Annotated in this window: 26 protein-coding genes; 8 read left to right on the top strand and 18 right to left on the bottom strand. The window is 36.7% G+C overall.

Annotated features, from left to right (window positions below):
- Positions 1-4 precede the first annotated feature (4 nt).
- On the bottom strand, positions 5-787 hold the full coding sequence (locus tag NDQ75_RS09915; protein ID WP_202027320.1) for a GntR family transcriptional regulator: 783 nt from the start codon (positions 785-787) through the stop codon (positions 5-7).
- Between the two features lie 401 nt (positions 788-1,188).
- On the opposite strand from NDQ75_RS09915, the gene NDQ75_RS09910 reads away from it, so the two are divergent.
- Entirely contained in the window at positions 1,189-3,114 is a 1,926-nt protein-coding gene (locus NDQ75_RS09910) for a glycoside hydrolase family 97 protein (RefSeq protein ID WP_202027319.1), read from the top strand.
- Positions 3,115-3,188: 74 nt separating this feature from the next.
- Here the strand turns inward: NDQ75_RS09910 and NDQ75_RS09905 are convergent, their stop codons facing one another.
- Complete coding sequence (locus tag NDQ75_RS09905) at positions 3,189-5,342, bottom strand: glycoside hydrolase family 36 protein (RefSeq protein ID WP_202027318.1); 2,154 nt, start codon at positions 5,340-5,342, stop codon at positions 3,189-3,191.
- Between the two features lie 116 nt (positions 5,343-5,458).
- Here NDQ75_RS09905 and NDQ75_RS09900 point away from each other — a divergent pair, with 116 nt between their 5' ends.
- Genes NDQ75_RS09900 through rbsK form a run of 4 tightly spaced genes read left to right on the top strand, consistent with a single transcriptional unit; the run spans position 5,459 to position 9,980 of the window.
- Positions 5,459-7,300, top strand: coding sequence for a hypothetical protein (locus NDQ75_RS09900; RefSeq protein ID WP_202027317.1), 1,842 nt, complete (start codon positions 5,459-5,461; stop codon positions 7,298-7,300).
- Between the two features lie 17 nt (positions 7,301-7,317).
- The gene (deoC, locus tag NDQ75_RS09895) at positions 7,318-8,025 is read left to right on the top strand and encodes a deoxyribose-phosphate aldolase (RefSeq protein WP_202027316.1); all 708 of its coding nucleotides are present in this window, start codon (positions 7,318-7,320) and stop codon (positions 8,023-8,025) included.
- Positions 8,026-8,052: 27 nt separating this feature from the next.
- Positions 8,053-9,057 (top strand): GRP family sugar transporter, encoded by a 1,005-nt coding sequence (locus NDQ75_RS09890; protein ID WP_242513613.1) that lies wholly within the window; start codon positions 8,053-8,055, stop codon positions 9,055-9,057.
- Between the two features lie 2 nt (positions 9,058-9,059).
- Positions 9,060-9,980 carry a ribokinase gene (gene rbsK / locus NDQ75_RS09885; RefSeq protein WP_202027315.1) on the top strand — a complete coding sequence of 307 codons (921 nt, stop codon included), beginning with the start codon at positions 9,060-9,062 and terminating at the stop codon, positions 9,978-9,980.
- Between the two features lie 167 nt (positions 9,981-10,147).
- Here rbsK and NDQ75_RS09880 read toward each other — a convergent pair whose 3' ends face one another.
- Both NDQ75_RS09880 and bcp read right to left on the bottom strand, forming a co-directional pair.
- The gene (locus tag NDQ75_RS09880; RefSeq protein WP_202027314.1) at positions 10,148-10,678 is read right to left on the bottom strand and encodes a hypothetical protein; all 531 of its coding nucleotides are present in this window, start codon (positions 10,676-10,678) and stop codon (positions 10,148-10,150) included.
- A gap of 144 nt (positions 10,679-10,822) precedes the next feature.
- Positions 10,823-11,278: a thioredoxin-dependent thiol peroxidase gene (gene bcp, locus NDQ75_RS09875; protein ID WP_202027313.1), complete on the bottom strand. Its 456-nt coding sequence runs from the start codon at positions 11,276-11,278 to the stop codon at positions 10,823-10,825.
- Between the two features lie 56 nt (positions 11,279-11,334).
- Between bcp and NDQ75_RS09870 the strand changes: the two genes are divergently transcribed.
- Positions 11,335-12,003, top strand: coding sequence for an endonuclease III domain-containing protein (locus NDQ75_RS09870; protein WP_202027312.1), 669 nt, complete (start codon positions 11,335-11,337; stop codon positions 12,001-12,003).
- 226 nt (positions 12,004-12,229) lie between these two features.
- Here the strand turns inward: NDQ75_RS09870 and NDQ75_RS09865 are convergent, their stop codons facing one another.
- The 9 genes from NDQ75_RS09865 to ruvX form a co-directional block, all read right to left on the bottom strand.
- A complete protein-coding gene (locus tag NDQ75_RS09865; protein ID WP_202027311.1) occupies positions 12,230-12,811 on the bottom strand; it encodes an RNA polymerase sigma factor in 582 nt (193 codons plus the stop codon).
- A 195-nt stretch (positions 12,812-13,006) separates the two neighbouring features.
- Positions 13,007-13,783, bottom strand: a complete 777-nt coding sequence (gene mazG, locus NDQ75_RS09860) for a nucleoside triphosphate pyrophosphohydrolase (RefSeq protein ID WP_202027310.1) — start codon at positions 13,781-13,783, stop codon at positions 13,007-13,009.
- A gap of 40 nt (positions 13,784-13,823) precedes the next feature.
- The gene (locus NDQ75_RS09855) at positions 13,824-14,858 is read right to left on the bottom strand and encodes an ATP-grasp domain-containing protein (RefSeq protein ID WP_202027309.1); all 1,035 of its coding nucleotides are present in this window, start codon (positions 14,856-14,858) and stop codon (positions 13,824-13,826) included.
- 100 nt (positions 14,859-14,958) lie between these two features.
- Complete coding sequence (locus tag NDQ75_RS09850; RefSeq protein WP_202027308.1) at positions 14,959-15,648, bottom strand: NRDE family protein; 690 nt, start codon at positions 15,646-15,648, stop codon at positions 14,959-14,961.
- Positions 15,636-16,145 (bottom strand): DinB family protein, encoded by a 510-nt coding sequence (locus NDQ75_RS09845; protein WP_202027307.1) that lies wholly within the window; start codon positions 16,143-16,145, stop codon positions 15,636-15,638. Before NDQ75_RS09845 ends, NDQ75_RS09850 begins: the two co-directional genes overlap by 13 nt.
- Positions 16,146-16,318: 173 nt before the next feature.
- Positions 16,319-16,753 (bottom strand): DUF5606 family protein, encoded by a 435-nt coding sequence (locus NDQ75_RS09840; RefSeq protein WP_202027306.1) that lies wholly within the window; start codon positions 16,751-16,753, stop codon positions 16,319-16,321.
- A gap of 58 nt (positions 16,754-16,811) precedes the next feature.
- Positions 16,812-17,402 (bottom strand): peptide deformylase, encoded by a 591-nt coding sequence (gene def / locus NDQ75_RS09835; protein WP_202027305.1) that lies wholly within the window; start codon positions 17,400-17,402, stop codon positions 16,812-16,814.
- A gap of 98 nt (positions 17,403-17,500) precedes the next feature.
- On the bottom strand, positions 17,501-17,917 hold the full coding sequence (locus NDQ75_RS09830; protein ID WP_202027304.1) for a T9SS type A sorting domain-containing protein: 417 nt from the start codon (positions 17,915-17,917) through the stop codon (positions 17,501-17,503).
- Positions 17,918-18,083: 166 nt separating this feature from the next.
- Positions 18,084-18,497 (bottom strand): Holliday junction resolvase RuvX, encoded by a 414-nt coding sequence (gene ruvX, locus NDQ75_RS09825; RefSeq protein ID WP_202027303.1) that lies wholly within the window; start codon positions 18,495-18,497, stop codon positions 18,084-18,086.
- Positions 18,498-18,657: 160 nt separating this feature from the next.
- On the opposite strand from ruvX, the gene NDQ75_RS09820 reads away from it, so the two are divergent.
- Together NDQ75_RS09820 and NDQ75_RS09815 are read left to right on the top strand one after the other, a co-directional pair.
- Positions 18,658-19,473 carry a 2,3,4,5-tetrahydropyridine-2,6-dicarboxylate N-succinyltransferase gene (locus NDQ75_RS09820; protein ID WP_202027302.1) on the top strand — a complete coding sequence of 272 codons (816 nt, stop codon included), beginning with the start codon at positions 18,658-18,660 and terminating at the stop codon, positions 19,471-19,473.
- Positions 19,474-19,671: 198 nt separating this feature from the next.
- Positions 19,672-20,433, top strand: coding sequence for a glycosyltransferase family 2 protein (locus tag NDQ75_RS09815; RefSeq protein WP_202027301.1), 762 nt, complete (start codon positions 19,672-19,674; stop codon positions 20,431-20,433).
- 384 nt (positions 20,434-20,817) lie between these two features.
- Here NDQ75_RS09815 and NDQ75_RS09810 read toward each other — a convergent pair whose 3' ends face one another.
- From NDQ75_RS09810 to NDQ75_RS09790, 5 genes are all read right to left on the bottom strand, one after another.
- Positions 20,818-21,075 (bottom strand): phosphopantetheine-binding protein, encoded by a 258-nt coding sequence (locus tag NDQ75_RS09810; protein ID WP_202027300.1) that lies wholly within the window; start codon positions 21,073-21,075, stop codon positions 20,818-20,820.
- Positions 21,076-21,168: 93 nt separating this feature from the next.
- A complete protein-coding gene (locus NDQ75_RS09805) occupies positions 21,169-22,443 on the bottom strand; it encodes a beta-ketoacyl-[acyl-carrier-protein] synthase family protein (protein ID WP_202027726.1) in 1,275 nt (424 codons plus the stop codon).
- On the bottom strand, positions 22,433-22,894 hold the full coding sequence (locus NDQ75_RS09800) for a 3-hydroxyacyl-ACP dehydratase FabZ family protein (protein WP_202027299.1): 462 nt from the start codon (positions 22,892-22,894) through the stop codon (positions 22,433-22,435). The genes NDQ75_RS09805 and NDQ75_RS09800 overlap by 11 nt, the downstream gene beginning before the upstream one ends.
- 11 nt (positions 22,895-22,905) lie before the next feature.
- Positions 22,906-23,700 carry an SDR family oxidoreductase gene (locus NDQ75_RS09795; protein WP_202027298.1) on the bottom strand — a complete coding sequence of 265 codons (795 nt, stop codon included), beginning with the start codon at positions 23,698-23,700 and terminating at the stop codon, positions 22,906-22,908.
- A gap of 2 nt (positions 23,701-23,702) precedes the next feature.
- Positions 23,703-24,758: a type III polyketide synthase gene (locus NDQ75_RS09790; protein WP_202027297.1), complete on the bottom strand. Its 1,056-nt coding sequence runs from the start codon at positions 24,756-24,758 to the stop codon at positions 23,703-23,705.
- Position 24,759 lies beyond the last annotated feature (1 nt).

The raw sequence follows: 24,759 nt of genomic DNA, 5'->3' as shown, positions 1-24,759 counted from the left end.
TCTTTTAGATAAAATAGCTGTTACTTATCGGGTATTTTTTGGTGTTACAATATACCTCACTGTAAATGTAAAAACCTGATTTAGTGGTGGTAAACCTAATGGAGATGTGCAGTATTGGGTCACCGGTTTTTATATTTAACTGTTCCGCCAAAGAAGCCGTCGCTGGTTCTGACCTTAACTCTTGATCTGAGCCCAGAATTTCAATCAAATACTGTTTACTAAGAGTTTTAAAGAAGGAATCCGCTACAAAGTCTTTTGCTGAAATTAATGGCAGATAGTCTAAAGAATACCAAGTTTTATCTACCATAACCGCATTTCCTTCCATATTTCTTAATCGACTAAAGGAAACACATTCTGAATCTTTTTCCTTGGAAGAAGGAGCAAAATATGGTATATCATTCCAACTATCTAGTGCGGTATCCTCTACAACCAGCGTTTCCGCCTTTTCTCCTGAAACTTCAGAAAAACCTTTCACGGTTAGAAGTCCCAAAGCGTTTTTCCGTTCCACTACTCTACTCCCCTTACCTCTTTCTTTTGTAATAAATCCTTCATTCAAAAGTGCATCCAACGCTCTTCGAGTAGTAGTTCTCGTGACATTAAATTGCGCACAAATAGCATGTTCCGATGGCAAATAGTCCCCAGGAAGAAAATATCCTTTTTGAATTCGCTTTTTAAAATGATTACAGACTACTTGATATTTAGGAATGGATTGTTTTTGAGCTCCCATTTGGTGTTTTCTATTTCTACAATACTGAAAACAAATATACAACCAATTTAAAGTCTTCATACAATCCTCTTTCTAACGATTCTCTAAGAATACCTCACTACGACTATTGACCGAAGCAAAAAAAATTAAATGATTTATGCTTGACTTAAAAAAACTGCTTATTTTTTCGTTCTAGTTAATTGTATTTCATGAAAAAAATGTTGTAAATCTATTTTAAACGATAATTTGAATAGTTAGCCTTTGTATCAATTATTATCAAAATATTACACTATTCTTTCAACTTTACAAAAAAATTATTAACTGGTAATAAACGAATTAAGGTATTTCTTACTTTTATAACCACTGCTCCGATATCAACCTTCCATTTACAGTTAGGACACAACGGAGCTTATGTGAGGTTACAGGTTCATAATAAAACATGACATACACCTCACCTAACTAACCAATCAATTTTTACTTAAATGAAGCAATCATTTTTAACAAAAACCGTTTTCAGTCTTTTTATTATCTGTATTGCAATAGGATGCTCCAAAGAAAAAATTCAAAACGTAAGCATTTCTTCCCCTAAGAAAAATATAGAAATTCAATTATACTTACAGGAAGGGAAATTATTTTATGATGTTATTTTAGAGAAAGATACTATTCTAAAGGCATCGCGTGTGGGCATTGTGCGAAACGATTCCGATTTTTCTAAAAATCTAAGCATACAAGAAGTTTCCAATGACAGTGCGTTTACACAAGGTTATACCTTAAAATCAGGAAAACAATCTCGTGTAAACCAAAATGGTATTCAAAAAGAAATAACCGTATTCAATGAAAATGGAATTCCTTTCGTTGTAGAGTTTCAAGTTTATGATGATGGCTATGCTTATCGCTATGTTTTTCCTGAAAATGAAAACAAAGAAGTTACAATTAAAGAGGACGCAAGCACAATTAAGTTTGCAAAAGAAGGAAAAGCATGGCTTATGCCCCAAGCGGAGCCTACAAAATGGAGTCCTGCATACGAGAAATATCATGAGGAAGTACCATCGCTGTATGAAAAATCACCTACTGGGGAAGGATGGTGTTTTCCTGCCTTGTTTCAATTGGGAAAAACCTATGCGCTCCTAAGTGACGCTGGTTTCGATAACAGTTATGCTGGTATTCATTTTAAAGCTGATCCTCAAAACAAGGAATATACTTTTCTTTTTCCGAATAAAGCAGAGGCAGAAGGATTGTACGAATCTAACCCCTCTCACACATTACCGTGGAAAACGAGTTGGATGACCATGACCATTTCCAACGATTTAAATGATATCGTAACTTCTAATCTCGTAAAGAATGTTAGTGAAGAAAGTCAGTTAGAAGATACTTCCTGGATTCTTCCCGGACGTGCTTCTTGGAGCTGGCTAGCCGATCATGATAGTCCGCAGGATTTTGACAAGCTAAAGGATTATGTTGACCTTGCCGCGGAAATGAATTGGGAATATTCTTTGGTAGATGCCAATTGGAACAAAATGAATGGAGGAACACTTCAGGAATTGGTTTCTTATGCCAATTCCAAAAATATTGGGTTGCTGGCTTGGTACAACTCTGGTGGGCCGCATAATGTGGTAACTGAAGAACCTCGCGATAGAATGCATATAAAGGAAACGAGAAGAGCCGAATTTAAAAAATTACAGGATTGGGGCATAAAAGGGGTTAAAATCGATTTTTTTCAAAGTGATAAACAAACCATCTTGGACCTTTATCCTGAAATTTTAAAAGATGCCAGCGATTTTGAAATACTTGTTAACTTTCATGGGGCTAGTATTCCGCGCGGTTGGGCACGTACGTATCCTAATCTTTTAACCATGGAAAGTGTAAAGGGAGCTGAGTGTTACTCTTTTGACAAAACCTTTACGGAAAGAGCACCCGCCTACAATACCATCTTGCCTTTCACCAGAAATGTTATTGGTTCTATGGACTATACGCCTGTTTTATTTTATGATAACATTTTACCACACATAACCACCTACACACATGAATTAGCCTTATCAGTTTTATTTGAATCTGGTATTCAACATTTTGGAGGCTCTAAAAAAGGTTATGAGTCCATCCCCGAATTTGCTAAGAATTTTTTACGGGAAGTTCCTGTAGCTTGGGATGAAGTGAAATATTTACAAGGTTCACCAGGAAAAGATGTTGTTTTAGCGAGACGAAAAGAAAATGCATGGTATATCGCTGGGATTAATGGAGAAGATTCCGAAAAAGAATGGACAATTGACACCTCTTTTATTAATGGGAATACTGACTTTGAATTAATCATGGATGGCGAAGAAGCAAGGGAATTCAAATATACAGAATCAACTAAAACCCTCACCATTAAGGTGTTGCCTTTCGGTGGTTTTGTTGCTAAAACCAACTAAAAATAGCTTAAAAAATGTAAAGTCGCTGAAAGAAATATCCTTTCAGCGACTTTGTGATTTTTAGAGGAACAATATTATTTACTATCCAATAATTCAATTTCAAATATTTCACCGCCGTACGATTCCGTAATAATCACAGGAAAGCCGTTTTCCATCAAGTCTTTTCCAGTTTTCTGGCATACTAATTCTCCATTGGGTGCTTTGCGTAAATCGTATATTTTATCAGAAAATAAATCATTAATAAAAACGGTCCGCTCTGGTTCCTTTGCTCCTTGCTTAAATACACCTACCAATCCGCCTTTTTTGGTTTCAAAGTTAATACGTTGCCACCCATCCCACATTCCCTCTTGAGGTTCACCAAATCCTGGCAGATCTTTACGATACGCCATATAATCGTACTTTTTTTGCTTATCTTTTAACCAAGTTGCCCAAGAATGAATAAGATTTTTCTTTTCTTCGGAAAGTTTTCGCGGATCCCCCAATACAATGGGCAACGTACCCACCAGCGATTTAAATCCAAACATAAAATTCGGATCATCCATAGGTAAATTCCCAATAACCAAGGAAGCTGCCGGCATTACCGGACTTCTCCACCAAGCCATTTGCCTTACCCGAAGAGGGCCTACAGGCGAAGCTTCTTCAAAATTAGACAGCCAATTCCCTTCAGCGTGTTTCGCAAAGGCGTAATCCATCATGTGTAGCTTTCCCGCTGTTTCAAAAGTACAATCAATAAATAACTCAGGTACCTCTTCATGTAGTTCGTCAAAGAATTGTAATAATCGGTCGTATAAAACCAGAAAAGATTCCGAATGATCTTTATAAAGGTGGCCTTTGGCATATGAACCCGCGATAGAATCGTTATTAACATAGGGACTGCTTACAACCGCTAAATCCAGCTTAGCATACGCTAAACCGTAATCTTTTACCAATCTAACAATAACGTCTTTTATATAGTCTTTCCATTCAGTACCAAACGAAGCGGTATAAAAGCCTTGATCCTGTTCACTATTAAAATGCAGGTTTCCTATCTTCCCTTCCTCATCTTTTACAAACCATTCTGGATGTTCTTTATACACCTTGGAATCTTTGGTAGCGGATGCAATAGAAATCCATAAACCGGGCTTCATTCCAAGCGATTTAATATAATCAAAAACTGGTTTTAATCCATTGGGAAATTTAGTTTTATCTACGTGCCAATCCCCATAATTTTCACCCCAGCCTCTTATGGAAGACTTCCCGTGTGCATTTACTTGCCAACCATCGTCTATGACAAATTCTTCAATTCCACACGCTGCTGCCGACTTTGCAACCGACCGAATCAATGAATCGTTAATGTGCGTTCGGAAGGGATACCAAGTATTGTACACAAAAGTGGGTTTCTCATTCAGTTTTAATACTTGCGGCTTCATATATTGGGTAGTAAAGGTATTTACTTCATTATTTACTACATCGAAGCCATCATTTCTATTGGAGTATAAACAAATAAAGGTTTTATAACTTTCCCAAGTTTCGTTGGGTGCCAGCCATTTTCGGAAAGGATATGTAGAAGAAGGTTTTGTAAGTCCTATTTCCACATTATTCTCTGTGGTATGAAAGGCCGTTCGCTTTAAAACCCCAACCGCTTCGTTACCCAAAGCTATCCCAGCTCTTTTGCTATGATCATGCACCACCACCAAAGGATCGTCCCAGTCACCTTCATATTTCATCAAATGTTTCATACGGGCATAATTATGGTATACCCAGGAATCAATTTTATTAAGGTTTGTAGAAAGATCTTCCACAGTAAGATCTTCTAAATTACTTTCTTTAGACGCTAAATTTTTAAACTGAATCCATTTTCTGATTACAGGAATATCAGAATAAACCACATAAAAAATGGTTATTTCTACAGAAGGGTTTACAACTTTTTCCTTTAAAGTAACGCTTAATCCCTTGCCGCCATCTTCATCCTTAAAATTGGTGGTTTTGACTAACGTCCAATCAGATAAACCTGAATATCTTTTACCATTCCATAAAAAAGAAAAGTCCTTGCTCTTTCCTACCAAAGTATCTTTACTATCCTTTAAATGAATAAAGGCTGTTTGCCAATTGTTTTGGCGGTTGTTGAAACTTCTGCTTACAGATGCATTGGCTATTTCAAATATGCTATTTTTTTGATTCTTGTTATTTTGAGAAAAAGATAAACTACTGCAGATGAGTATGGAAAAGTAAATAAATTTAAAGTTCATTGGTTAATTAAGTTAGGTTTTTCAATAAATAATATAACTAATGTAGTCAATAAAACTTGTACGTACAAGTTTTATTGATTACATTTGGAAAACACTAAATTAACCTTCCAACCATTATGAAAGATAAAGAACCGACCAGAAGGAAGTTTTTAAAAAATTCAGCGTTTTTCGGTGGTGGTATTTTAACGCAAAGCGTTTTTGCTTGTACCACCGAAGACAAATCAGAAAGGCCCTGGAAAAATTATCATTATAAAATTCCCGAATCACTTCAAACCAAGAATACCAAAGTTTCCGGACTTCTATTTTCTCAAATTGGTTATCCTTTAAATGAGCCGGCCAGAATTATCCTTCGTATGCCCGAAAAGGAATTGATAAAACAACCTGCGGTTTGTAAACTTATTCCAGAAAATTCAGAAAAAGAATACCAAAGTAACTTTATCTATTGGGGCGAAACTTGGAAAAGTCATTGGTGGATAGCTACTTTTAAGGATATTTCTGAAGAAGGTGTATGGAAAATTATTGTGCAAAATGAAGAGGAGGTTTACTTCCAACAAGAAGGTTTTGCCGTTAAAAAAGATATACTTTGGAATGCCTCCCATGTTTGGGCATCTGTAGATATGCTTGAACGCCGAAAGCATTTTACAGGCGTTGGCGCCGGCTGGCAGGATGCTGGGGCCCTTTGGGCTGAAAGTCCCGCACAAAGCGCCATGATTATGTGCTTAGCAGATATTGGCAAACATCAACATGAAGCCATTGACAAGGATTATTTAAACCGTGTTTATGAGCAAATTATTGTTGGCGCTGATTATTTGGTAATGACACAGGAAAAAGCAACTGAATTGGGGTATAAAAAAGGAGCTATGAGTCACGATCTTCTCGGTCATGAAGATTTTGTTCTCCCCAATGATGTTTCAAAAGCGGTGGTTGCGCTTTATAAAGCAGCCGACTGCCTACCGAACGACTATTCTGAAAAAATAAAAACTTATAGAAATGCAGCAGACCTTTCCTTGGATTGGCTCCTAAACGAGGCCAAACCATTAGGCGACTATGGATACTCCAAATTTCAAAGAGGATTGCCAGAAAATACAGAAATTCCTAAAGATGAATGGCTCACGAGGGATCTTATATTTTTATGCTGGTGTTGTTTGGAAAGCTTCAAACTAGGCAATACAGACGCCAAGGAATTGGCTATTGGTTATGCTGACGAAATTATGCAAAGGCAGTTTACCGAAAGTCAGACAGAGCATGGATATTACGGGCATTTCAAAGAGTTTTCCAGCCTTCCACATAGTGAGAATTTATGGGTGCACGCTATAAAACACAAAGAATATGGCGCTGATGCTGGCGGATTATTTCCCAATTATTTAATTCCTTTTTTTGAAATGCTATCGCTTTGGCCCGACCATGGAAAAGCGCCCGAATGGAAAGAATGTTTAAAAAAATATGCATACGGAGTTTTAATTCCAACGTGTTCGGAAAACCCGTTTCTTCTTGTTCCCAACGGAATTTTCGGGAATGAAGGTCCTATTTGGTTTGCTGGCTTTTTTCACGGTACCAATGCCATTTATGGATATACTGCAGCCATCGCTTCTAAGTTAAGTGCACTTTTTAAAGATTCAAAACTGAAGGAAATTGCAATCGGTAATTTACAATGGATTGCTGGTTTAAATGCGGGTGTTACCGCAGACAGCCTTAAAGGAAGCGTAATTTATTCTGAAGACATTTTAAAAGACCAAGCCGTTCCGCGTAGTATGATGAATGCGGTTGGAAATAAAACCGCAGGGACGTGGTTTAACACGCGAGGCGTTGTTTGCAATGGCTTTTCAACCGGTGAACAATTTAAAATGGATGTTTCGCCTAAAAAAGAGAACGACGGTCCGTTTTCATTTACTGATGAAGATTGGATTCCTCATTCCGCAGCATTTCTAACCGGACTTATGGAACTTTCAAAATTATAATCTTAAAAAATATACAAATGATACAGGAAATTGCAAAAATGATAGATCATTCTATCCTCCACCCTACCCACACCTTTACCGACTTAAAGGAAGGTTGTAAAGTAGCAGAAAAATATAACGTTGCTTCCATTTGCGTGAAGTCCTACATGGTAGCAGATGCCAAAAAACTCTTGGCACATACCGATGTTAAAATTTGTTGTGTTATTGGTTTTCCCGCTGGTAACTCTAGTATTGAAACCAAAGTTTTTGAAACGGAAAATGTATGTAAGGACGGAGCTGAAGAAGTGGATATGGTGATCAATATTGCCAAAGCACTGGAAGGAGATTGGGCATATGTAGAAAAGGAAATATCATCAATAACCGAGGCTTGCCATAAAAACAACGCTACTATTAAGGTTATCTTCGAAACCGATTATATTTCCGAAGAAAAAACATTGAAAAAACTCTGTGAAATTTGTACCGAGGCTAAGGTAGATTATGTTAAAACCTCTACCGGATTTGGTTTCAGCAAAAATAGCGATGGGAATTATAATTATATCGGTGCCACCATTCCCCATTTGCAGTTGATGAAAAATGCCATCGGTCCTAATGTAAAAGTTAAAGCTTCTGGCGGTATACGTACTTTGGAACAATTGTTAAAGGCCAAAGAAGCAGGTGCCAACCGTGTGGGAGCCACAGCTACGGAAACCATTATGAAAGAAGCAGAAAAGAAATATAAGAACTAATTCTTATCAAAAACGTAAATACTTGCCATGTATATTGTAGACTCTTACTCCGCGGCCGTTTTATTTTGTATTATCACAATGATTGGCTGGGGTTCTTGGATAAACACACTTAAACTTACACCGAAAAATTGGTCTTTTTCCCTTTATTATTGGGATTATTCCATTGGTTTGGTAATAACTTCGCTTTTGTTCGGCATTACTTTGGGAAGTAACGGGGAGAATGGCAGGGACTTTATTACCGATTTAACCCTTGCAAACCCCGAAGCCCTTTTGGCGGCATTTCTGGGAGGTGTCATTTTTAACTTATCCAACCTATTAATCGTGGCTGCTACCGCCATAGCGGGTATGGCCGTGGCATTTCCAATAGCCGTTGGTTTAGCTTTGGTTATTGGCGTCGTTGTTAATTACATGGCTGATCCCCTAGGAAACCCTTATCTCTTATTTTTAGGATTGCTTCTTGTAGTGCTCGCTATTTTATTCAATGCAAAGGCCTATACAAAACTTCCCAAAACCTCTCATGGCAACAAGAAAAAAGGTATTATCATTTCAATTCTGTCCGGAATTTTAATGGGGTTTTTCTACCGCTTTGTGGCAGATGCTATGATTAGCGATTTCAAAGCCCCAGAAATAGGTTTGTTAACTCCGTACACCGCCATGTTCATTTTCACATTGGGTATCTTTATTTCCAACTTTGTATTTAATAGCTGGTTTATGTATAAGCCGCTTGTGGGGGAACCAGTTTCCTATAAACAATATTTCTCCACCGCTTCCCTTAAAACGCATATTATGGGTATTTTAGGTGGATTAATTTGGTGTACCGCTATGGAATTTAGTTTAATTGCTTCCGAAAAAGCGGGTTATGCTATTTCCTACGGTCTCGGTCAAGGAGCCACCATGATTTCTGCGGCGTGGGGTGTATTTATTTGGAAAGAATTTGCAACGGCGAAGAAGAAAACCGCTCCGTGGCTAACAGCAATGTTCGGTTTTTTTATAATCGGACTAATACTAATCATTTTAGCTAGAATTATTTAAAAATGGATGGAAACATTGTAGTTATAGGAAGTTCCAATGTGGATATGATTATGAAGATGCATACGTTACCTTCGGAAGGAGAAACTATTACAAATGCTACTTTTCAACAGGTATTTGGAGGAAAAGGTGCTAATCAAGCGGTGGCTGCTGCCCGTGCGGGGGGAAAGGTTACTTTTGTAAATTGCGTAGGAAAAATAGACCCATATCACCCTAAAATGATTAATAATTTTGAGGAAGATGGAATCAACACCAATTTTATTTATAAATGTGACAACGTCGCAAGCGGACACGCACTAGTGATGATTGGCGATGATGGCAAAAATTATTTATCCGTAGCGCCTGGTGCCAATTACATGCTTACCCCAGATTTAATAGACAAATCCTTATCTGCCATTTCTTCTGCAGATATTATACTGCTACAATTCGAAATCCCTTTAAAAACTATTGAATACATTCTTTCTATTGCTGAAGAAAAAGATATTCCCATACTGTGGAACATGGCGCCGGCCCAACCGTTTGATACATCAATTTTACAAAAGGTTAAATTTTTCGTGGTCAATGAATCGGAAGCGAGCTTTATTACAGGAAAAAAGGTTAACACAATAGACTCGGCTAAAAAGGCTTGCCAAGAATTAGCTTTGCTTGGACCAAAAATAGTTATTGTAACGCTTGGAGCGCAGGGAGTTGTTTATAATTTAAACGATGAAACCCATTTTATTCCGGCTTTTAAAGTAATTGCAGAAGACACCACTGCCGCTGGAGACGTTTTCTGCGGAAGTTTTGCCGTTGCCCTTACCGAGAACAAGCGTATTGAAGATGCCATTCGTTTTGCAACAGCAGCCTCTGCCCTTTCCGTTCAAAAAATCGGTGCCCAACCTTCTATTCCAATGCGAAAGGCTATTGATGATTTTTTAAATGCCTAGGAAGAATTGAAACTTCCTGCTTGGGATTTCTAGTGTATTTATAAGTTTTAATTTTGAACTATTGAAAAGTCTCGTGTGTTTTTGGTTTTACTCATTTTGATTGTGCGCAGATAGGAAGATATCACTTGCTGGAGGATACCATATATTTCAAACTTTTAATAAGAAAATCATAAGAATATCTCATATGATCCTGATGGACAAACTGAATAACATTTTTCAATAAATTTGTTTTTAGCATTCTCATCAAAGGCATTGATTTTACCTTCGGAAACATTCTTAGAATATTCTGCGATTATCAATAAAATGTCAAAATATTCTGAGTCTTTTGTGGAAAAGATTTCATTTACACAATTTAAGTTATCAGAATATATTATGTAAATCATTCCGGTTATTTCATCTAACCCCAAATAACCGCCATCAAATTCCCCTACTTTTAGATACTTCTCTACATATTCCAATTTCTTCGGAAAACTTATGTTCCTTATTCTAAACCTTTCTAAATTAAATAGTTCGATGAAATCTCGTGCTTCTATAGATTTGTAGTGATTTAAGGCCTTTGAATTTAAAATTTTATCTTCTATTTGATACTCTTGAATATATAATTTATCAATCATTTCATCACTATACCCTCTTCTTAAAAGTAATTTTCTATTAGGCTTCAAGTTTCCTAAATCTTTACTAAATTTTACCAAGTTCATTTATTATGACATTTTAAGTTAGCCGATTGAATTTATTATTTCGTCTCTATAAACGATTTAACTTATAAAAGCATGGGATTCTAAAAGCACAAAAAATGCGAACTTCCTTTAAAAGAATGCTCGCATTTTTCTTATTATCAAAATCTACGCATCCAATATTTGGGCGGCGTGATCTTTTGTTTTTACCTTTTCAATTACGCGCTCCACTACCCCTTCTTCATTTACAATAAAAGTCATACGGTGAATCCCGTCATATTCGCGACCCATAAATTTCTTAGGTCCCCAAACGCCAAAAGCATTAATGACTTCCTTTTCTTCATCTGCCAATAAAGGAAATGGAAACTCATACTTGTTCTTAAAATTGGTTTGTCTTTTTTGAGAATCTGCACTAACGCCCAACAAACTGTAACCCTCTTCCTGAAGGGCTTTGTAATTATCCCTTAAATTGCATGCTTCGGCGGTACAACCCGGTGTACTGGCCTTTGGATAGAAAAATACCACTAGTTTCTTTCCTTTATAATCGGATAGGGAAACATCGTTTCCATCTTGATCTTTTACTGTAAAATCCGGTACTTTATCTCCTGCTTTCAATGTCTTCATAAACATATTTTTTATTTGAACTTTGTTCCGTTATTTTTGTTTAAAATTACGTAAAAATGACCAAAGCAGAAAAGGTTGATTTTGTGGTGAATACTTTGGAAGAGTTATACCCAACCGTTCCCATTCCCCTTGACCATACCGATCCCTATACCCTTTTAATAGCCGTTTTAATGTCCGCTCAAAGTACCGACGCAAGAGTTAATCAAATAACTCCATTACTTTTTGATAGGGCTATAAATCCCTACCAAATGGTGAAATTATCTGTGGAAGAAATACGGGAAATCATTAAGCCAGTCGGTTTATCACCTATGAAATCCAAAGGCATCCACGGACTATCGCAAATTTTAATTGAAAAGTACAACGGTGAAGTTCCTGCGGATATGGAAGCATTGGAAGCATTGCCCGGTGTTGGTCACAAAACAGCTAGCGTGGTGATATCCCAAGCTTTTGGCATACCTGCTTTTCCTGTAGATACACATATTCACCGATTGATGTACCGCTGGGGACTTTCCAACGGTAAGAATGTAACCCAAACAGAAAAAGATGCCAAACGCTTGTTCAAAAAAGAATTATGGAACAAGCTCCATCTTCAAATAATTTATTACGCACGGGAGTATTCGCCCGCAAGAGGCTGGAATCTTGAAAAGGACATTATTACCAAAACTATCGGGAGGAAGTCGGTTATAAAAGATTACAACGCGGCTAAAACAAAAAAGACCCGTTGATGAACAACAGGTCTTTTTAGAAAAAGTTTAGTTTAACAAGGTGTCAAATTCCAACTTTTTGTACTTCATAACACTTAAAGCCTTAGAATAACTAAGTAAAAATTCAATAGTTGATTCTTTGGGTTTTAACGTATCGGATTTTGATTTCTGAAAAGAGTAAAGTTTTTGCATGCCCCAAATTTTATTATTAATAATTTAATAACGGAGCTATCATCTTTATATTGTATCAATTAGTTAAAACAATATTATTCTTTTCTACCATCTTCCTTAAATTGATTATTGCGTAACGCATTCTACCCAAAGCTGTATTTATACTCACATTTGTTTGTTCTGCAATTTCCTTAAAACTCATATCCTTATAAAGCCGCATTACCAATACTTCCCTTTGGTCTTCCGGTAATTCGTCTATTAGTCTTTTAACGTCGGTTTCTACTTGGTCTTTAATGATTTGTTTTTCAGCATTTAAAGCAGAATCGCCAAGAACAGAAAAGATATTGAAATCGTCGCTGCCTTCAAATTTTGGCATTCTTGAGTTTTTTCTGAAATAATCTATGACCAGGTTATGGGAAATACGCATTACCCAAGGTAAAAACTTTCCTTCTTCGTTGTAATTACCTCTTTTTAAAGTTTTTATTACTTTGATGAATGTATCTTGAAAGATATCTTCCGTAACATCTTTGTCGTAAACCTTTGAAAATATAAAGCTATAAATACGCTGAGAATGCCTATTTATCAATATTTCGAGAGATTGTTCGTCGCCTTTTATATACTGTGCTACAAGGGCACCGTCGTGAAGTGTTTGCTCCATACAATTACTTTTAATACAAATTAGGGTTGCCAGTGGCAACTCATTGTTAATTCATTATTAGTTTAAAAGTAATTTTATGGTATAGGCGTTCGTTTTTTAAATTAGTTCAGTGCCAAATATAAAACATTTCTTAAATAAAAAACAAATTTCGAGCTAAATTCATTAATATTCGTTAAAATACCCTTTTATTCGGTTTCATGAAATACGCTTGGCTTCTTCCCAAAAAACGTCCATTTCGGTAAGTGTCATATCCTCAAGGCTTTTCCCAAATTCTTTGGATTTGCTTTCCAAATATTGAAATCGTTTTATGAACTTTTTATTGGTTCGTTCCAAAGCATCCTCAGGATTGATTTTTAAAAACCGAGCATAATTAATCATTGAAAATAGCACATCACCAAATTCGGCTTCAATTTTATCTTTATCATCTTTGTTAACTTCTTCTTGCAACTCCCCCAATTCTTCCTGTAATTTTTCAAAAACCTGTTGTGGCTCTTCCCAATCAAAACCAACACCGGCTACTTTGTCTTGTATTCTGCTTGCCTTCACTAAGGCTGGTAAACTTTTGGGCACGCCTTCCAAAACACTTTTCTTGCCCTCTTTAAGCTTAAGGCTTTCCCAATTTCTCTTTACGTCCTCTTCATTTTCTACCTTTACATCGCTATAAATATGTGGATGCCTTGAAATCAGTTTTTCGCAAATTCCATTGGCTACATCTGCGATATCAAAATCGTTTGTTTCGCTTCCTATTTTGGCATAGAAAACAATGTGCAACAGCAAATCGCCCAATTCTTTTTTTACCTCCTCCAAATCATTGTCCAAAATAGCATCTCCCAACTCGTACGTTTCTTCAATAGTAAGATGGCGAAGGCTTTGTAAGGTTTGTTTTTTATCCCATGGACATTGTTCGCGCAATTCATCCATGATAGTCAATAACCTGTCTACTGCCTGAAGTTGCTCTTGTCTTGAATTCATTCCAGTCATTTTTAAATTTGTATAGCGATTTGAGGGATTTCTAGCTTAGGGCTACTTTTTTGTAATTTTTATATTGCAAATAACGCTTTTTCGCATCAGAAAAAACAGGAAATTGCTCTCCTTTTTGCTTGTTTTCCATAGCTATGTTAAAGGCTATCCGCCATAGAAAAAGAGTTTCGCGCCATGCATCCAAAAGACGATAATTGGGGTCATAAATATGTGTTGCCTCAGCACCCACTCCGTTCACTTCCAGAATTTTAAAGTTCTTTCCTTTTTTCAAATCAGCGATGGAGCTTGTTCTTATATCAAACCTGCCGAAATAAAAACCTTTCATTTTAAAACTAAGCTCATCAAATACTTTGAGTAGTGCTTCGTCAATTATATGATTCCCATTAATAAATTTAGTACCGCGATTGTGATTTCCTATGTTTTCCAGTTTAATAATCTCTCCTTTAGGAATCACTTTATCCCATGTATCAAAAAATGTATTTTTTAATTTATCATATTGAAGAAATGCTCGGGGCTTCTGCTCTATTAATTCAGAAAAAGTAGAAATACCGTCACCGGTAATGGATAAAAATTCTTTTAGCGTAATGGAAGGAATGAAACCCGACAGCGAATTTGGAAAACGGTAATAGAAAACTCCAACTTCCACCGGAAAATCTATATACTCTTGAATGATATAGGATGTTTTGTTGAAGTCAATACCCTTTAAATCATCCACTTTTTCACAAAGCTTTACCAAAACTCCGCGGAAACCTATATTGGGTTTCACAATTATAGGAAACTCTATTGCATTTTTTTTTAAAGCATCAGAAATATCACTCAGCGACTTTCCTTTTTCAATTAAAATCGTTTTTGGTCTGTTTTCTTCAGGAACCAATTTGAGAGAAGTGTATTTTTCATCACTTAAAATAAAACCTTCTTTTATGGCGGGATTTACTTTTAGGAAAAAAAAGAGACTTTTAGCCTTTAAAGCCAGGTAGAAATGCTGAAACACCACGGGAACATATAACACCCACATGGGCCAATATTCCCAAGAAGTCATTTTTATGCGCCAACGTTTCCATTTCATCAAGAGTTCCTTTTGCTTACTAAGTGTGATTTATAAGCTGACTGCCGTCAGGCAAGCGTCGAAATATTCTTTTTAATCTATAATTTCTCGTGTGCCCGTTTCAAGGTTGTTTACTTGTATCGGATGCTATTTCGGCCAAGTTTCTATCAAAATAAGTAAGCTCTGCTTTTTCTGAATTCACGATTACTTGGGTTGTACTTACCGTTTTTACATACGGAAGATTTAATACAAATTCATCATCACCATCAATTCCGTGCAATGCTAAAATAGATTCAGCCGTAACTTTTCCCTTTTGAAGAAACTCATCAAATATTTCAAGCTTTCTTTCATGAATCTCGGGACTGTAAAGCGTTGATGACGACCATAAATGTGGAATTTCTTTACTCAATAGCTGAATATGCTTTTTTTTACCATCCCAAACCAATACCTGTAAAAAAGAGTCCACTAAAATTAAAGTAAAGGGCTCAATGTTGTTTAAGTTTACCCCATCCATGAAATCTAGAAAAGTATCATATTCAAAAGCTTCAAATACAAAAGCTCCACGACTTTTTGCGTATGGAAGTTGCCTTTCGTGCAATTCAAAGCCACCGTTTAAAATACAGGCCACCTTCCCTTGATTATCGGTAGCAATCCAGCTTCCCCTTTTTTCTTTATCAATGGGAGCTTCTAATGTAACGCCATTCTTTAAAGTAGTCTTTTGAGGTGGTAAGGTTTCGCGAAGCGGATCTTCATCCCTATTGGAAGTCAGATAAAATCCATCATTTTTAGGTATAAAACTTACTGTGCACATGCTTTTTTAAATCGTAAGGTGGAGGCTGCTACCCCAATATTTTCATTAAATTCTATTGAAGGATCCAATGCCTTGACCCCAATTTTTATAATTGCCAAATGGTGTACGGTGTGTTCAATGTTATAAATAAGCTCCCTTTTCATGGTTGTTTGCACTTCTTCTGGAGCTCTCTCCCCATCTATGGCATAATTTGCAAAAAGTGTAAAAACCGAATTTTCGTCCGCTCCATCAATCTTTAAAAGAATTTCGTCCAAAATAGTCAAACAATACGACAAATCGGTTTCTATTTGCTTGTTGCGTAATCTATCATCATAATTCAATACTTCTTTTGAAACCGCATTAAATAGGCATTGGTAAAATTCCAAAACATGCCTTACATGCATCCCAATCGAGGAATGGTTTAGCACCAAAATGGGTTCCTTAAACTGTTCAAGGGATAATTTAGAAATAATTTCTTTGAGCGCAAGTAAATTACTTTTGGCAGTATAACGAATCATTTGGATGCGGTTTTTTAAATCGACTTTTGAGAGGGTAAAAAGCGTAAGTCTCCAAACCTATGGATATAATTAGGTGTTTTGCCCTACTCTTCTTAGTATTTAAATTTACTAAAAAAGGAAGCCTGTTTTTACAAACAGGCTTCCTTTTTTATTAACATGGAGTGTGAATAAGACTATTCTGAAGCTTCTTCAGCCTCTCCCTCTTCTTTATTTTCTGCAGAGTCGAAATCCGTAATCCCTTTATCTACCAAAAGGTTGTACCATTGAATCACTTTTTTAATGTCGCTGGCATATACTCTGTCTTCATCATAATCTGGTAGTACTTCAAAGAAATACTCCTCCAGTTTTATTTTAGGTTCTTTATGACCTACTGAAGTTTTTCCACCGTTTTCCTTCTCTTTTATTTTATTGAAAACCTCACGAAGCGGAACTTCTTCCGACAAGGTATAAATAGCAATTTCTGAAAGCAAGCTTACATTATTACGTAAACCAACGCTTATTTTTTTACCATCGATTAAAGATTGTGCCACAAAACCAGATCGGGTTTGTGCTTTTAATTCATAAAGTCCCGGTTTTCCCGAAATGGCCAATATTTTATCTAAGCCCATAAACAATTATTTTTTTGAGAACGCAAATATCTTTGCTTTGATTGTATATTCAAAACGTTTAACGTGCTTTTTTAGCATCTGGAAAACGCATTTTATAATCTACTTTTATTTTTCCTTTTGAAATGTTACTCAGTTTACCTTTCAGCAATCTTTTCTTTAGACTAGAAAGCTTGTCTGTAAACAAAACACCTTCAATGTGGTCATATTCATGCTGAATAACCCTTGCTGCCAATCCACTGAACTCTTCAGTATGTAGTTTTAGATCGGCATCTAAGTATTCAATTTTAATGGTTTCATTCCTGGAAATATCTTCACGGATATCGGGTATGCTTAAACAGCCTTCATTAAAGGTCCATTCTTTACCAGTCTCCTCAATGATTGTAGGATTGATAAAAACCTTTTTAAAGTTTTTTAGCATCTCTCTTTCTTCCTCAGATAAATCTTCATCATCTGCAAAGGCAGAAGCATCGATTACAAATAAGCGAATGGGCAAACCAACTTGGGGTGCAGCTAAACCTACCCCATAGGCATTGTACATGGTCTCAAACATGTTTTCTAAAAGCTCGTCCAGCTTAGGGTAATCTTTTGGAATATCTTTGGCTACCTTTCTTAAAACGGGATCACCGTATGCAACTATAGGTAATATCATAATTATTAAAATTGAGGTTGCAAAAGTACAAAGTAATTCCAATAAAGTAGAAAGCGAAAAGAAAATATTGATAATTCAGAAAAACCAAGGTGACTGTTTTACTTAACAATCACCTTTTTAGTTGTTTGAAATTTTGCAGCACTTACATTTAAAATGTAAACACCCGTTCCTAAATCCTGTACACTAAACGAAAAAGAAGTTCGTTCTGTTTCTATAACTTTTACCATTTTACCGGTAATGTCGTAAAAAGCTAAACGTTTTTTTCCAGGATCGGTCATTGAAATATTAAGCATATCCTTTCGGTTCACCGGATTTGGATAAACTTTAATAGAATCGTCTTCAAGACCGCTTTGTGGATAAAGCATAAGCATGCTTTCCAGACTCCAGGAAGTTAAATTAGAATTGAAATGGTTCGCGTGTAAAGATTCTGTGTGGGGCACAATAAACTTTTGTTCGTTTCCTGCTCTTGCGAAAACAAATTGCATTAATAAGCATAAGATAAGGGTAATTCTCATTTCATTCACTTTAAATTTTACGTTAATAAATAAGAAGATTGTTAGGTCTAATAAACTAACTGTCAAACACAAAGTTAAAAAAAAATCGATACGCTTTCATTTTTCTTTGCTATTTTAATAACAGTTTATAGATTTTCTTAAACTATTGTGTTTTAATTGGGAAATATTACTGCTGATTATATAAATAGGATTGCAAAATCACAGTGGCGCTCACCTCGTCCAACAATTCCTTGCTTCTACGCCTTTTCTTTTTAACACCGCTGTCTATCATGCTTTGGAAAGCAATTTTAGAAGTAAATCGCTCATCTACCCTTTTAATGGGAATATTTGGAATTTCTTTTTCTAAAACCCCTATAAACTTGAGTATTTCCTGCTCAACATCAGAAAATTCATTGTTCAATCTTTTTGGCTGTCCTACAAGTATCAATTCTACATTTTCTTTAGTAGTGTAATCCTTCAGAAAAGAAATCAGTTCTTCCGTGGGGACCGTTGTTAATCCCGAAGCGATTATTTGAAGTTCATCGGTTACCGCAATTCCCGTTCTCTTTCCGCCAAAATCTATAGCCAATATTCTTCCCATACCAATTTTTTTACAAAAATAGCTTTTTAGAATGGTTTCCACGGTTCCAATCGCGTATTCATGAAAATAATTCCAACAAAATGTTATAAAATGTTATAGATGTAAATAAGGTAGGTTAGTTTGGGGAACCGTTTTATATTTGTAACAAAATTTTATTTAAATGAACGAGGTACGTACAATCATAGAAAATGCCTGGGAAAACAGGGAATTGTTAAAAGAGGAAAACACTGTTAAAACCATTCGGGAAGTTGTTTCCATGTTGGATGAAGGAACATTACGTGTTGCAGAACCTACTGAAAACGGTTGGCAAGTAAACGAATGGGTTAAAAAGGCCGTTGTACTCTATTTCCCGATTCAAAAAATGGAAACCATTGAAGCTGGTCCGTTGGAGTTTCATGATAAAATTCCGCTTAAAAGAGATTATGCTGCAAAAGGTATACGCGTAGTTCCTCACGCTGTTGCGCGTCATGGTGCTTATATTTCTTCAGGAACTATTTTAATGCCTAGTTATGTAAATATTGGTGCTTATGTAGACGAAGGGACCATGGTAGATACTTGGGCAACCGTAGGAAGTTGTGCTCAAATTGGTAAAAACGTGCATTTAAGTGGTGGCGTTGGTATTGGTGGTGTTTTAGAGCCGTTACAAGCTGCTCCAGTCATCATTGAGGACAATGCATTTATCGGTTCTAGATGTATTGTAGTAGAAGGTGTGCGAGTTGAAAAAGAGGCTGTATTGGGTGCTAATGTTGTGCTTACGGCTTCTACCAAAATTATCGATGTTACGGGAGACGAACCTGTGGAAATGAAGGGATATGTTCCTGCAAGATCGGTTGTGATTCCAGGTAGCTACACCAAGAAATTTGCAGCGGGTGAATATAATGTGCCTTGTGCGCTTATTATTGGTAAAAGAAAAGAAAGTACCAACAAAAAAACGTCTTTAAACGATGCGCTTCGTGAATACGATGTAGCCGTTTAATTGTAATAATTATTAATATTTTAATGTCATGCTGAATATTCTTTTATGAAGATTTAGCATGACATTCTTTTTTCCTTCCCTTAATTTTCCTTTTTTATTCTGAAGATAGGCAATATCTTTACGGTTTCAATTGATGCTTTTTAACTGTTTCAAAAGAAAACAGGTGTTTACTGGAAAGCATTCATTAAATTTTCAGCATTGAGTACATCCCAAAAATTATCGGTCGTTGTTATTGCATATAACGAAATTGACTATATTGAAGATTGCATTAAAAGTGTCCTTTTTGCTGATGAAATTATTGTAGTGGACTCTTTTAGTACCGATGGAACTTGGGAGTTTCTCAATAATCATCCTGATGTAAGCGCTGTTCAGCATCCGTTTGAAAACTTCACCCAACAGAAATCGTACGCGCTTAGTCTTGCCAAGAACGATTGGGTCTATTTTTTCGATGCTGATGAACGCGTTACGCCTGCCCTTCAGAAAGAAATTATACAAACCATTAACAATCCGAACGCTTTTGACGCCTATTGGAATTACCGAACCTTTATGTTTGAAAATGAACGACTGCATTTTAGCGGTTGGCAAACGGACAAGGTCTACCGCTTATTCAGAAAAAGTAAATGCGCGTTTATAGATGAACGGATAGTACATGAAACTTTACAAGTAAATGGTTCTGAAGGGAAATTAAAAGAAAAGCTACTGCATTTCTGCTATAAAAATTATGAGGACTACAAAGGTAAAATGCTTCGATACGGTCGGTTAAAAGCAAAAGAGGCCTATCTGAAGGGAAAGAAATGGAATGTTTTTAAACAGTACTTCCGACCGGCATGGAAGTTTTTCAATCATTACATCATCCGTTTCGGTATTCTCGATGGGAAAAAGGGTATCATCATCTGCTACCTAAATGCACTTGGGGTTTTTGAACGTTTTCGAGAGCAAAAAAGACTGGAAAAGCTTTAAGTGGCAGAGGTTCAAAGGTTCAAAGTTGGTCGATGAAAAACCAGCCATAAGCTATAGGCCATATGCATTAAGCGGGGTTCGGAAACTTTCTAAGCGTGGAGCTTAAGGCTTAGGGCAACTATCGTAAATCTTTATTTTTCAACTGCAATAAACTATACGCTATAGGAAATATTGAACTAGAAATTTAGCACTTCCGTGTTCCTGTATTCTTAAATTTTTTAATCTATCAATGTTGGTCGAAGAAAAACCAGCTATAAGCTATAGGCCATATGCACTATGCAGCATAGAGCATAGAGCTTAGGGCAACGTTTTCATTGTTAGTTATTCGCTTAATTACACAAAACCAGAAATTGCAAACCTCTAGCATCCGTCTTCTAAAAACAATCAATTTTCCTTTTCTTGAAGTTTCTGTTCGATGATTTTCAAGGCATCTTTTACCGTTTGCATTTCGTTCATGTCGTCATTTTCAAGCATAATATCAAATTCATCTTCCACATCTAAAATAATATCGACCAAATTAGCAGAATTGATATTTAGTTCTTGGGTGAAATTACTTTCTTCAGTAATCGCTTCCACCGAAACGTCTTCTGGCAAATACACTTTAACTATTTCTTTTAGTTTGTCGTAATGTTCTTTATTCATCTGTTCATGTTTAATTGTTCTTATTGGTCAGATGGAATACCCTACTGACTAAATCAAGGGGTGAATTGAAATGTGCTAATAGCATTTCATAGCTTACTTTTTATATCTTTTAAAGATAACACAAGCATTAACATCACCAAATCCAAAACTGGCTTTTGCTGTGATTTCTGGGGCAAAATCAATCGTCTTTTGAGGTATTTTGTTTTGAGCGATGAGGCTTGCAATGGACGGATGTATATCTTCACAATTTATATTTCCAAAGATTTTGTTTTCCTGAAATTGTAATACAGCGCCAATACATTCAATACTCCCAGCGGCCGATAAACAATGCCCAAACAAACTTTTAAATGAGTTTACGTAAGGAAAATCAACACCTTTCCGCTCCAAAGCTTTACTCCAATTTTCAATTTCCAAGGAATCTTTTGTGGTGGCTGTTAAGTGGCCGTTTATGGAATCGATTGCTGTTGGTTGCACATTGGCATCTTTCATTGCCTGCTTTATGCAGCGTTGTACGGCTTCACTGTTGGGCGCCGTCATACTTCCTTCGCCTGTTTGTCCGCCACTATTTATATGTCCGCCCAAAACTTCTGCATAGATGTGCGCATTACGCTTCAGGGCACTGTCGAGGGATTCCAGCACCAGCGCCCCTGCTCCACTTCCTGGTACAAATCCTGCGGCAGTAGCACTCATTGGTCTGCTAGCTTGTGTTGGATTGTCGTTATATTTTCTTGGCAAAATGCGCATAGCGTCAAATCCGCCCCAAACGTACGGACCGCTATCGGAGGTGCTTCCAGCCAATATACGTTTAGCTTTCCCATATTTAATACGCTCAAAAGCCATCAAAATACTTTCCGTTCCGGTTGTACATGCCGAAGAATTTGTGGTAACCTGATTTCCAGCGCCTAAAATTCCACCTAAATAAGCACTAATTCCGCTCGCCATGGTTTGAATAACCGTTGTGCTACCCAGTCTGCGAACGTTTTTATCATCAATTAAATAAACAGAATCCCTAAATTTATCCACACCCGATACACCAGTACCAAACATAACGCCATTGTCCCATTCAGGTTGTTCCCTTTCAGCACGGGTTAGGCCGGCATCATTCCAAGCATCCATTCCTGCGATAACACCATAAACCAAACCACTAGCTTTTAGGTCTTTTAACTGTAAATCTGAAAAATAGTTTTTTAGTAAGTCATTATCTACGGTGGGTTTTCCCGCAATTTGACAACCAAAATTTAAATCGGCTAAATCTGGCTGAAAAGAAATACCACTGATACCTTTTTCCAAAGATTCCGTGAATTCCTTCAATCCGGTACCATTTGGTGCGCAAACTCCCAAACCTGTAATAACAACTCTATCTTCCATCATCCAACGACTTTATCATTCCAGCAATCGTACCTTTGCAAACCAACTCATTTTTACTGTTGTACATTTTTACATTACATTTTAATTTATGAAACCGGTAATATATTTTTTCAGAAACCACACGAACTTTTTCATCAGGATAAACAGGTGTATAAAATTCCATTTCTGAGCTGCTCAAACCTATACCAATCTGATTTTTGTTAATTAAAGTGTCACTTAAAGTAAAAGTGTATAAACCCATACAAACCAATCCTATTTGAGCGCAACACTCTGTTAATATTACACCGGGGGTAACTGGATTCCCTTTAAAATGTCCTTTATAAAAATAGGAGTCAGATTTAAAGGTATAAAATCCTTCTACTCTTTCTTCTGAAACTTCCTGCAAACCATCCACAAAGAGAAATGGCTCTTCGTAGGGCAGGTTTTGTAAGATTTTTTCAGTAGTATTCATAACGCCAATTTTTATTGAAGACTTTCACCGCCATCGGCTTTTATAATAGTTCCTGTAATCCATTTTGCCTCATCTCTACACAGCAACGAAACTACATTGGCAATATCTTCTGGAGTCGTTAACCGGCCATTCGGATTTCTGGAAATAGCATTCTTCTTTAAAATATCGCTACCAGGAATCATTTTGAAGCTATTGGTTTCGGTAACGCCTGCTTGAATACAATTGGACTTAATTCCTTTTTCAGCGAATTCCAAAGCCATATTTCTATGAATAGCCTCTAAAGCTGCCTTAGCTGCAGAAACAGCTCCGTAATTTTTCCAAGCTTTGGTATTGCCTTCACTGGTAAAAGAAAGCACACGGGTATCTTCAGCAAGTAAATCTGCTTCTAGTAAACCTTTAGTCCAATCGTAAATACAAATCGCCATGGCATCAATGGTTAGATGAAAATCTTGATTTCCCAGTGATTTCTCTTTATCAGAAAGCATCGGTTTTAAATTTCCTTTGGCGATGCTATTCAAAACTACCTTTATCGATTTTCTCTGAACAAAATCCTTCAAATCTTTCAGTAATTCATTTCTTTTTTCTGCATTCGTTGCATCCAGATTGAACGTTTTTAGCTGAACATTTAGGTTTCTTATCGCTTCGAATTCCGCTTCAATCGTGGAAATATCAGTTCTCCTATCGCGATGAATTATTAGCAAATTATAACCGTCTAGCGCCAGTTTTTTAGCAGAAGCCAAACCCAAACCACTACTTCCTCCTAAAATAAGCGCCCAATATTTCGTGTTTTTTTGTTGTGAATCCATAATTACCATTCTAGTAAAACACGTTGTGCAGAGAACCCCGGGCCAAAACTGAGAATAAGTCCTTGCTCCCCTTTGCCAATTTCTTTGCCCATAAAGCGCTCCAAAACATACAAAACGGTTGCGCTGCTCATATTTCCGTAAAGACGTAAAACTTCTCTTGTATCATCAATGTTTTTGCCCAATTCTCCAAACAGTTCCTCTACGGTTTGAACAATCTTTTTCCCTCCAGGATGAAAAATTAGGTGATTAACCTTTTCTATGGAAGAATTATGTTTCTCCAAGAATGGGTGAATAATTTTAGGAAAATGCTCGGCAATGGTGGCGGGAACCGCTGGGTCTAATATCATTTTAAGTCCGCCATTGGTGAGATCAAAACCCATCATGCGAGTAGCATCTTTGAAATGGTACATCTCCTCTCCTATTATTTTTGGACCTTCAGTATTTTCTTCCGAAGAAAGTAACACACAGGAAGCTCCATCTCCAAAAATAGCCGCACTAACCATATTCGCCATGGAAAAATCATCGAGCTGAAAAGTAGCTGTTGGACTCTCCACTGCAACCACGGCGGCACGTTTTCCTGGATTAGATTTTAAAAAGTTAGCCGCGTAAATAAGTCCGCTTACACCTGCAGCACAGCCCATTTCGGTAACGGGAAGTCTTACGATGTCCTGACGCATTTCTAAGGCGTTTATGAGATACGCATCAAGCGAAGGAATCATAATTCCGGTACAACTCACAGTAATTATAAAATCGACCGAATCTGGAGCCCAGTTAGCATTATCAAGTGCTTTTTGTAACACATTGGTGCCCAATTTTTTCACCTCACGGATATAAATGTTGTTTTTTTCTTCAAAGGAAGTAGCCGTAAACACTTCTTCAACATCCATAATTCCGTAACGTTTATCCACAGCGGCCCCTTCAAAAATTTTAATGACTTTTCGTCTAAACCGTTCATCTTGATTACCTAACCAAAGCTCCACAAAAGGAATAATATCTTCCGTTTTGCGTTCAAAAGGCGGTAATTCTTTGGCAACGGCAGTAATTCTTACTTCACTCATA

The organism is Galbibacter mesophilus (assembly GCF_023721415.1).
Classification (GTDB): Bacteria; Bacteroidota; Bacteroidia; order Flavobacteriales; family Flavobacteriaceae; genus Galbibacter; species Galbibacter mesophilus.
The sequence above is the reverse complement of the archived record's forward strand: the minus strand, read 5'-3'. Positions and strand labels throughout refer to the sequence as shown.

What these genes read in the sequence shown, in the direction of transcription:
- NDQ75_RS09915 (WP_202027320.1), bottom strand. Translation starts at nt 787, where the DNA reads ATGAAGACTTTAAATTGGTTGTATATTTGTTTTCAGTATTGTAGAAAT.
- NDQ75_RS09910 (WP_202027319.1), top strand. Translation starts at nt 1,189, where the DNA reads ATGAAGCAATCATTTTTAACAAAAACCGTTTTCAGTCTTTTTATTATC.
- NDQ75_RS09905 (WP_202027318.1), bottom strand. Translation starts at nt 5,342, where the DNA reads ATGAACTTTAAATTTATTTACTTTTCCATACTCATCTGCAGTAGTTTA.
- NDQ75_RS09900 (WP_202027317.1), top strand. Translation starts at nt 5,459, where the DNA reads ATGAAAGATAAAGAACCGACCAGAAGGAAGTTTTTAAAAAATTCAGCG.
- deoC (WP_202027316.1), top strand. Translation starts at nt 7,318, where the DNA reads ATGATACAGGAAATTGCAAAAATGATAGATCATTCTATCCTCCACCCT.
- NDQ75_RS09890 (WP_242513613.1), top strand. Translation starts at nt 8,053, where the DNA reads ATGTATATTGTAGACTCTTACTCCGCGGCCGTTTTATTTTGTATTATC.
- rbsK (WP_202027315.1), top strand. Translation starts at nt 9,060, where the DNA reads ATGGATGGAAACATTGTAGTTATAGGAAGTTCCAATGTGGATATGATT.
- NDQ75_RS09880 (WP_202027314.1), bottom strand. Translation starts at nt 10,678, where the DNA reads ATGAACTTGGTAAAATTTAGTAAAGATTTAGGAAACTTGAAGCCTAAT.
- bcp (WP_202027313.1), bottom strand. Translation starts at nt 11,278, where the DNA reads ATGAAGACATTGAAAGCAGGAGATAAAGTACCGGATTTTACAGTAAAA.
- NDQ75_RS09870 (WP_202027312.1), top strand. Translation starts at nt 11,335, where the DNA reads ATGACCAAAGCAGAAAAGGTTGATTTTGTGGTGAATACTTTGGAAGAG.
- NDQ75_RS09865 (WP_202027311.1), bottom strand. Translation starts at nt 12,811, where the DNA reads ATGGAGCAAACACTTCACGACGGTGCCCTTGTAGCACAGTATATAAAA.
- mazG (WP_202027310.1), bottom strand. Translation starts at nt 13,783, where the DNA reads ATGAATTCAAGACAAGAGCAACTTCAGGCAGTAGACAGGTTATTGACT.
- NDQ75_RS09855 (WP_202027309.1), bottom strand. Translation starts at nt 14,858, where the DNA reads ATGAAATGGAAACGTTGGCGCATAAAAATGACTTCTTGGGAATATTGG.
- NDQ75_RS09850 (WP_202027308.1), bottom strand. Translation starts at nt 15,648, where the DNA reads ATGTGCACAGTAAGTTTTATACCTAAAAATGATGGATTTTATCTGACT.
- NDQ75_RS09845 (WP_202027307.1), bottom strand. Translation starts at nt 16,145, where the DNA reads ATGATTCGTTATACTGCCAAAAGTAATTTACTTGCGCTCAAAGAAATT.
- NDQ75_RS09840 (WP_202027306.1), bottom strand. Translation starts at nt 16,753, where the DNA reads ATGGGCTTAGATAAAATATTGGCCATTTCGGGAAAACCGGGACTTTAT.
- def (WP_202027305.1), bottom strand. Translation starts at nt 17,402, where the DNA reads ATGATATTACCTATAGTTGCATACGGTGATCCCGTTTTAAGAAAGGTA.
- NDQ75_RS09830 (WP_202027304.1), bottom strand. Translation starts at nt 17,917, where the DNA reads ATGAGAATTACCCTTATCTTATGCTTATTAATGCAATTTGTTTTCGCA.
- ruvX (WP_202027303.1), bottom strand. Translation starts at nt 18,497, where the DNA reads ATGGGAAGAATATTGGCTATAGATTTTGGCGGAAAGAGAACGGGAATT.
- NDQ75_RS09820 (WP_202027302.1), top strand. Translation starts at nt 18,658, where the DNA reads ATGAACGAGGTACGTACAATCATAGAAAATGCCTGGGAAAACAGGGAA.
- NDQ75_RS09810 (WP_202027300.1), bottom strand. Translation starts at nt 21,075, where the DNA reads ATGAATAAAGAACATTACGACAAACTAAAAGAAATAGTTAAAGTGTAT.
- NDQ75_RS09805 (WP_202027726.1), bottom strand. Translation starts at nt 22,443, where the DNA reads ATGGAAGATAGAGTTGTTATTACAGGTTTGGGAGTTTGCGCACCAAAT.
- NDQ75_RS09800 (WP_202027299.1), bottom strand. Translation starts at nt 22,894, where the DNA reads ATGAATACTACTGAAAAAATCTTACAAAACCTGCCCTACGAAGAGCCA.
- NDQ75_RS09795 (WP_202027298.1), bottom strand. Translation starts at nt 23,700, where the DNA reads ATGGATTCACAACAAAAAAACACGAAATATTGGGCGCTTATTTTAGGA.
- NDQ75_RS09790 (WP_202027297.1), bottom strand. Translation starts at nt 24,758, where the DNA reads ATGAGTGAAGTAAGAATTACTGCCGTTGCCAAAGAATTACCGCCTTTT.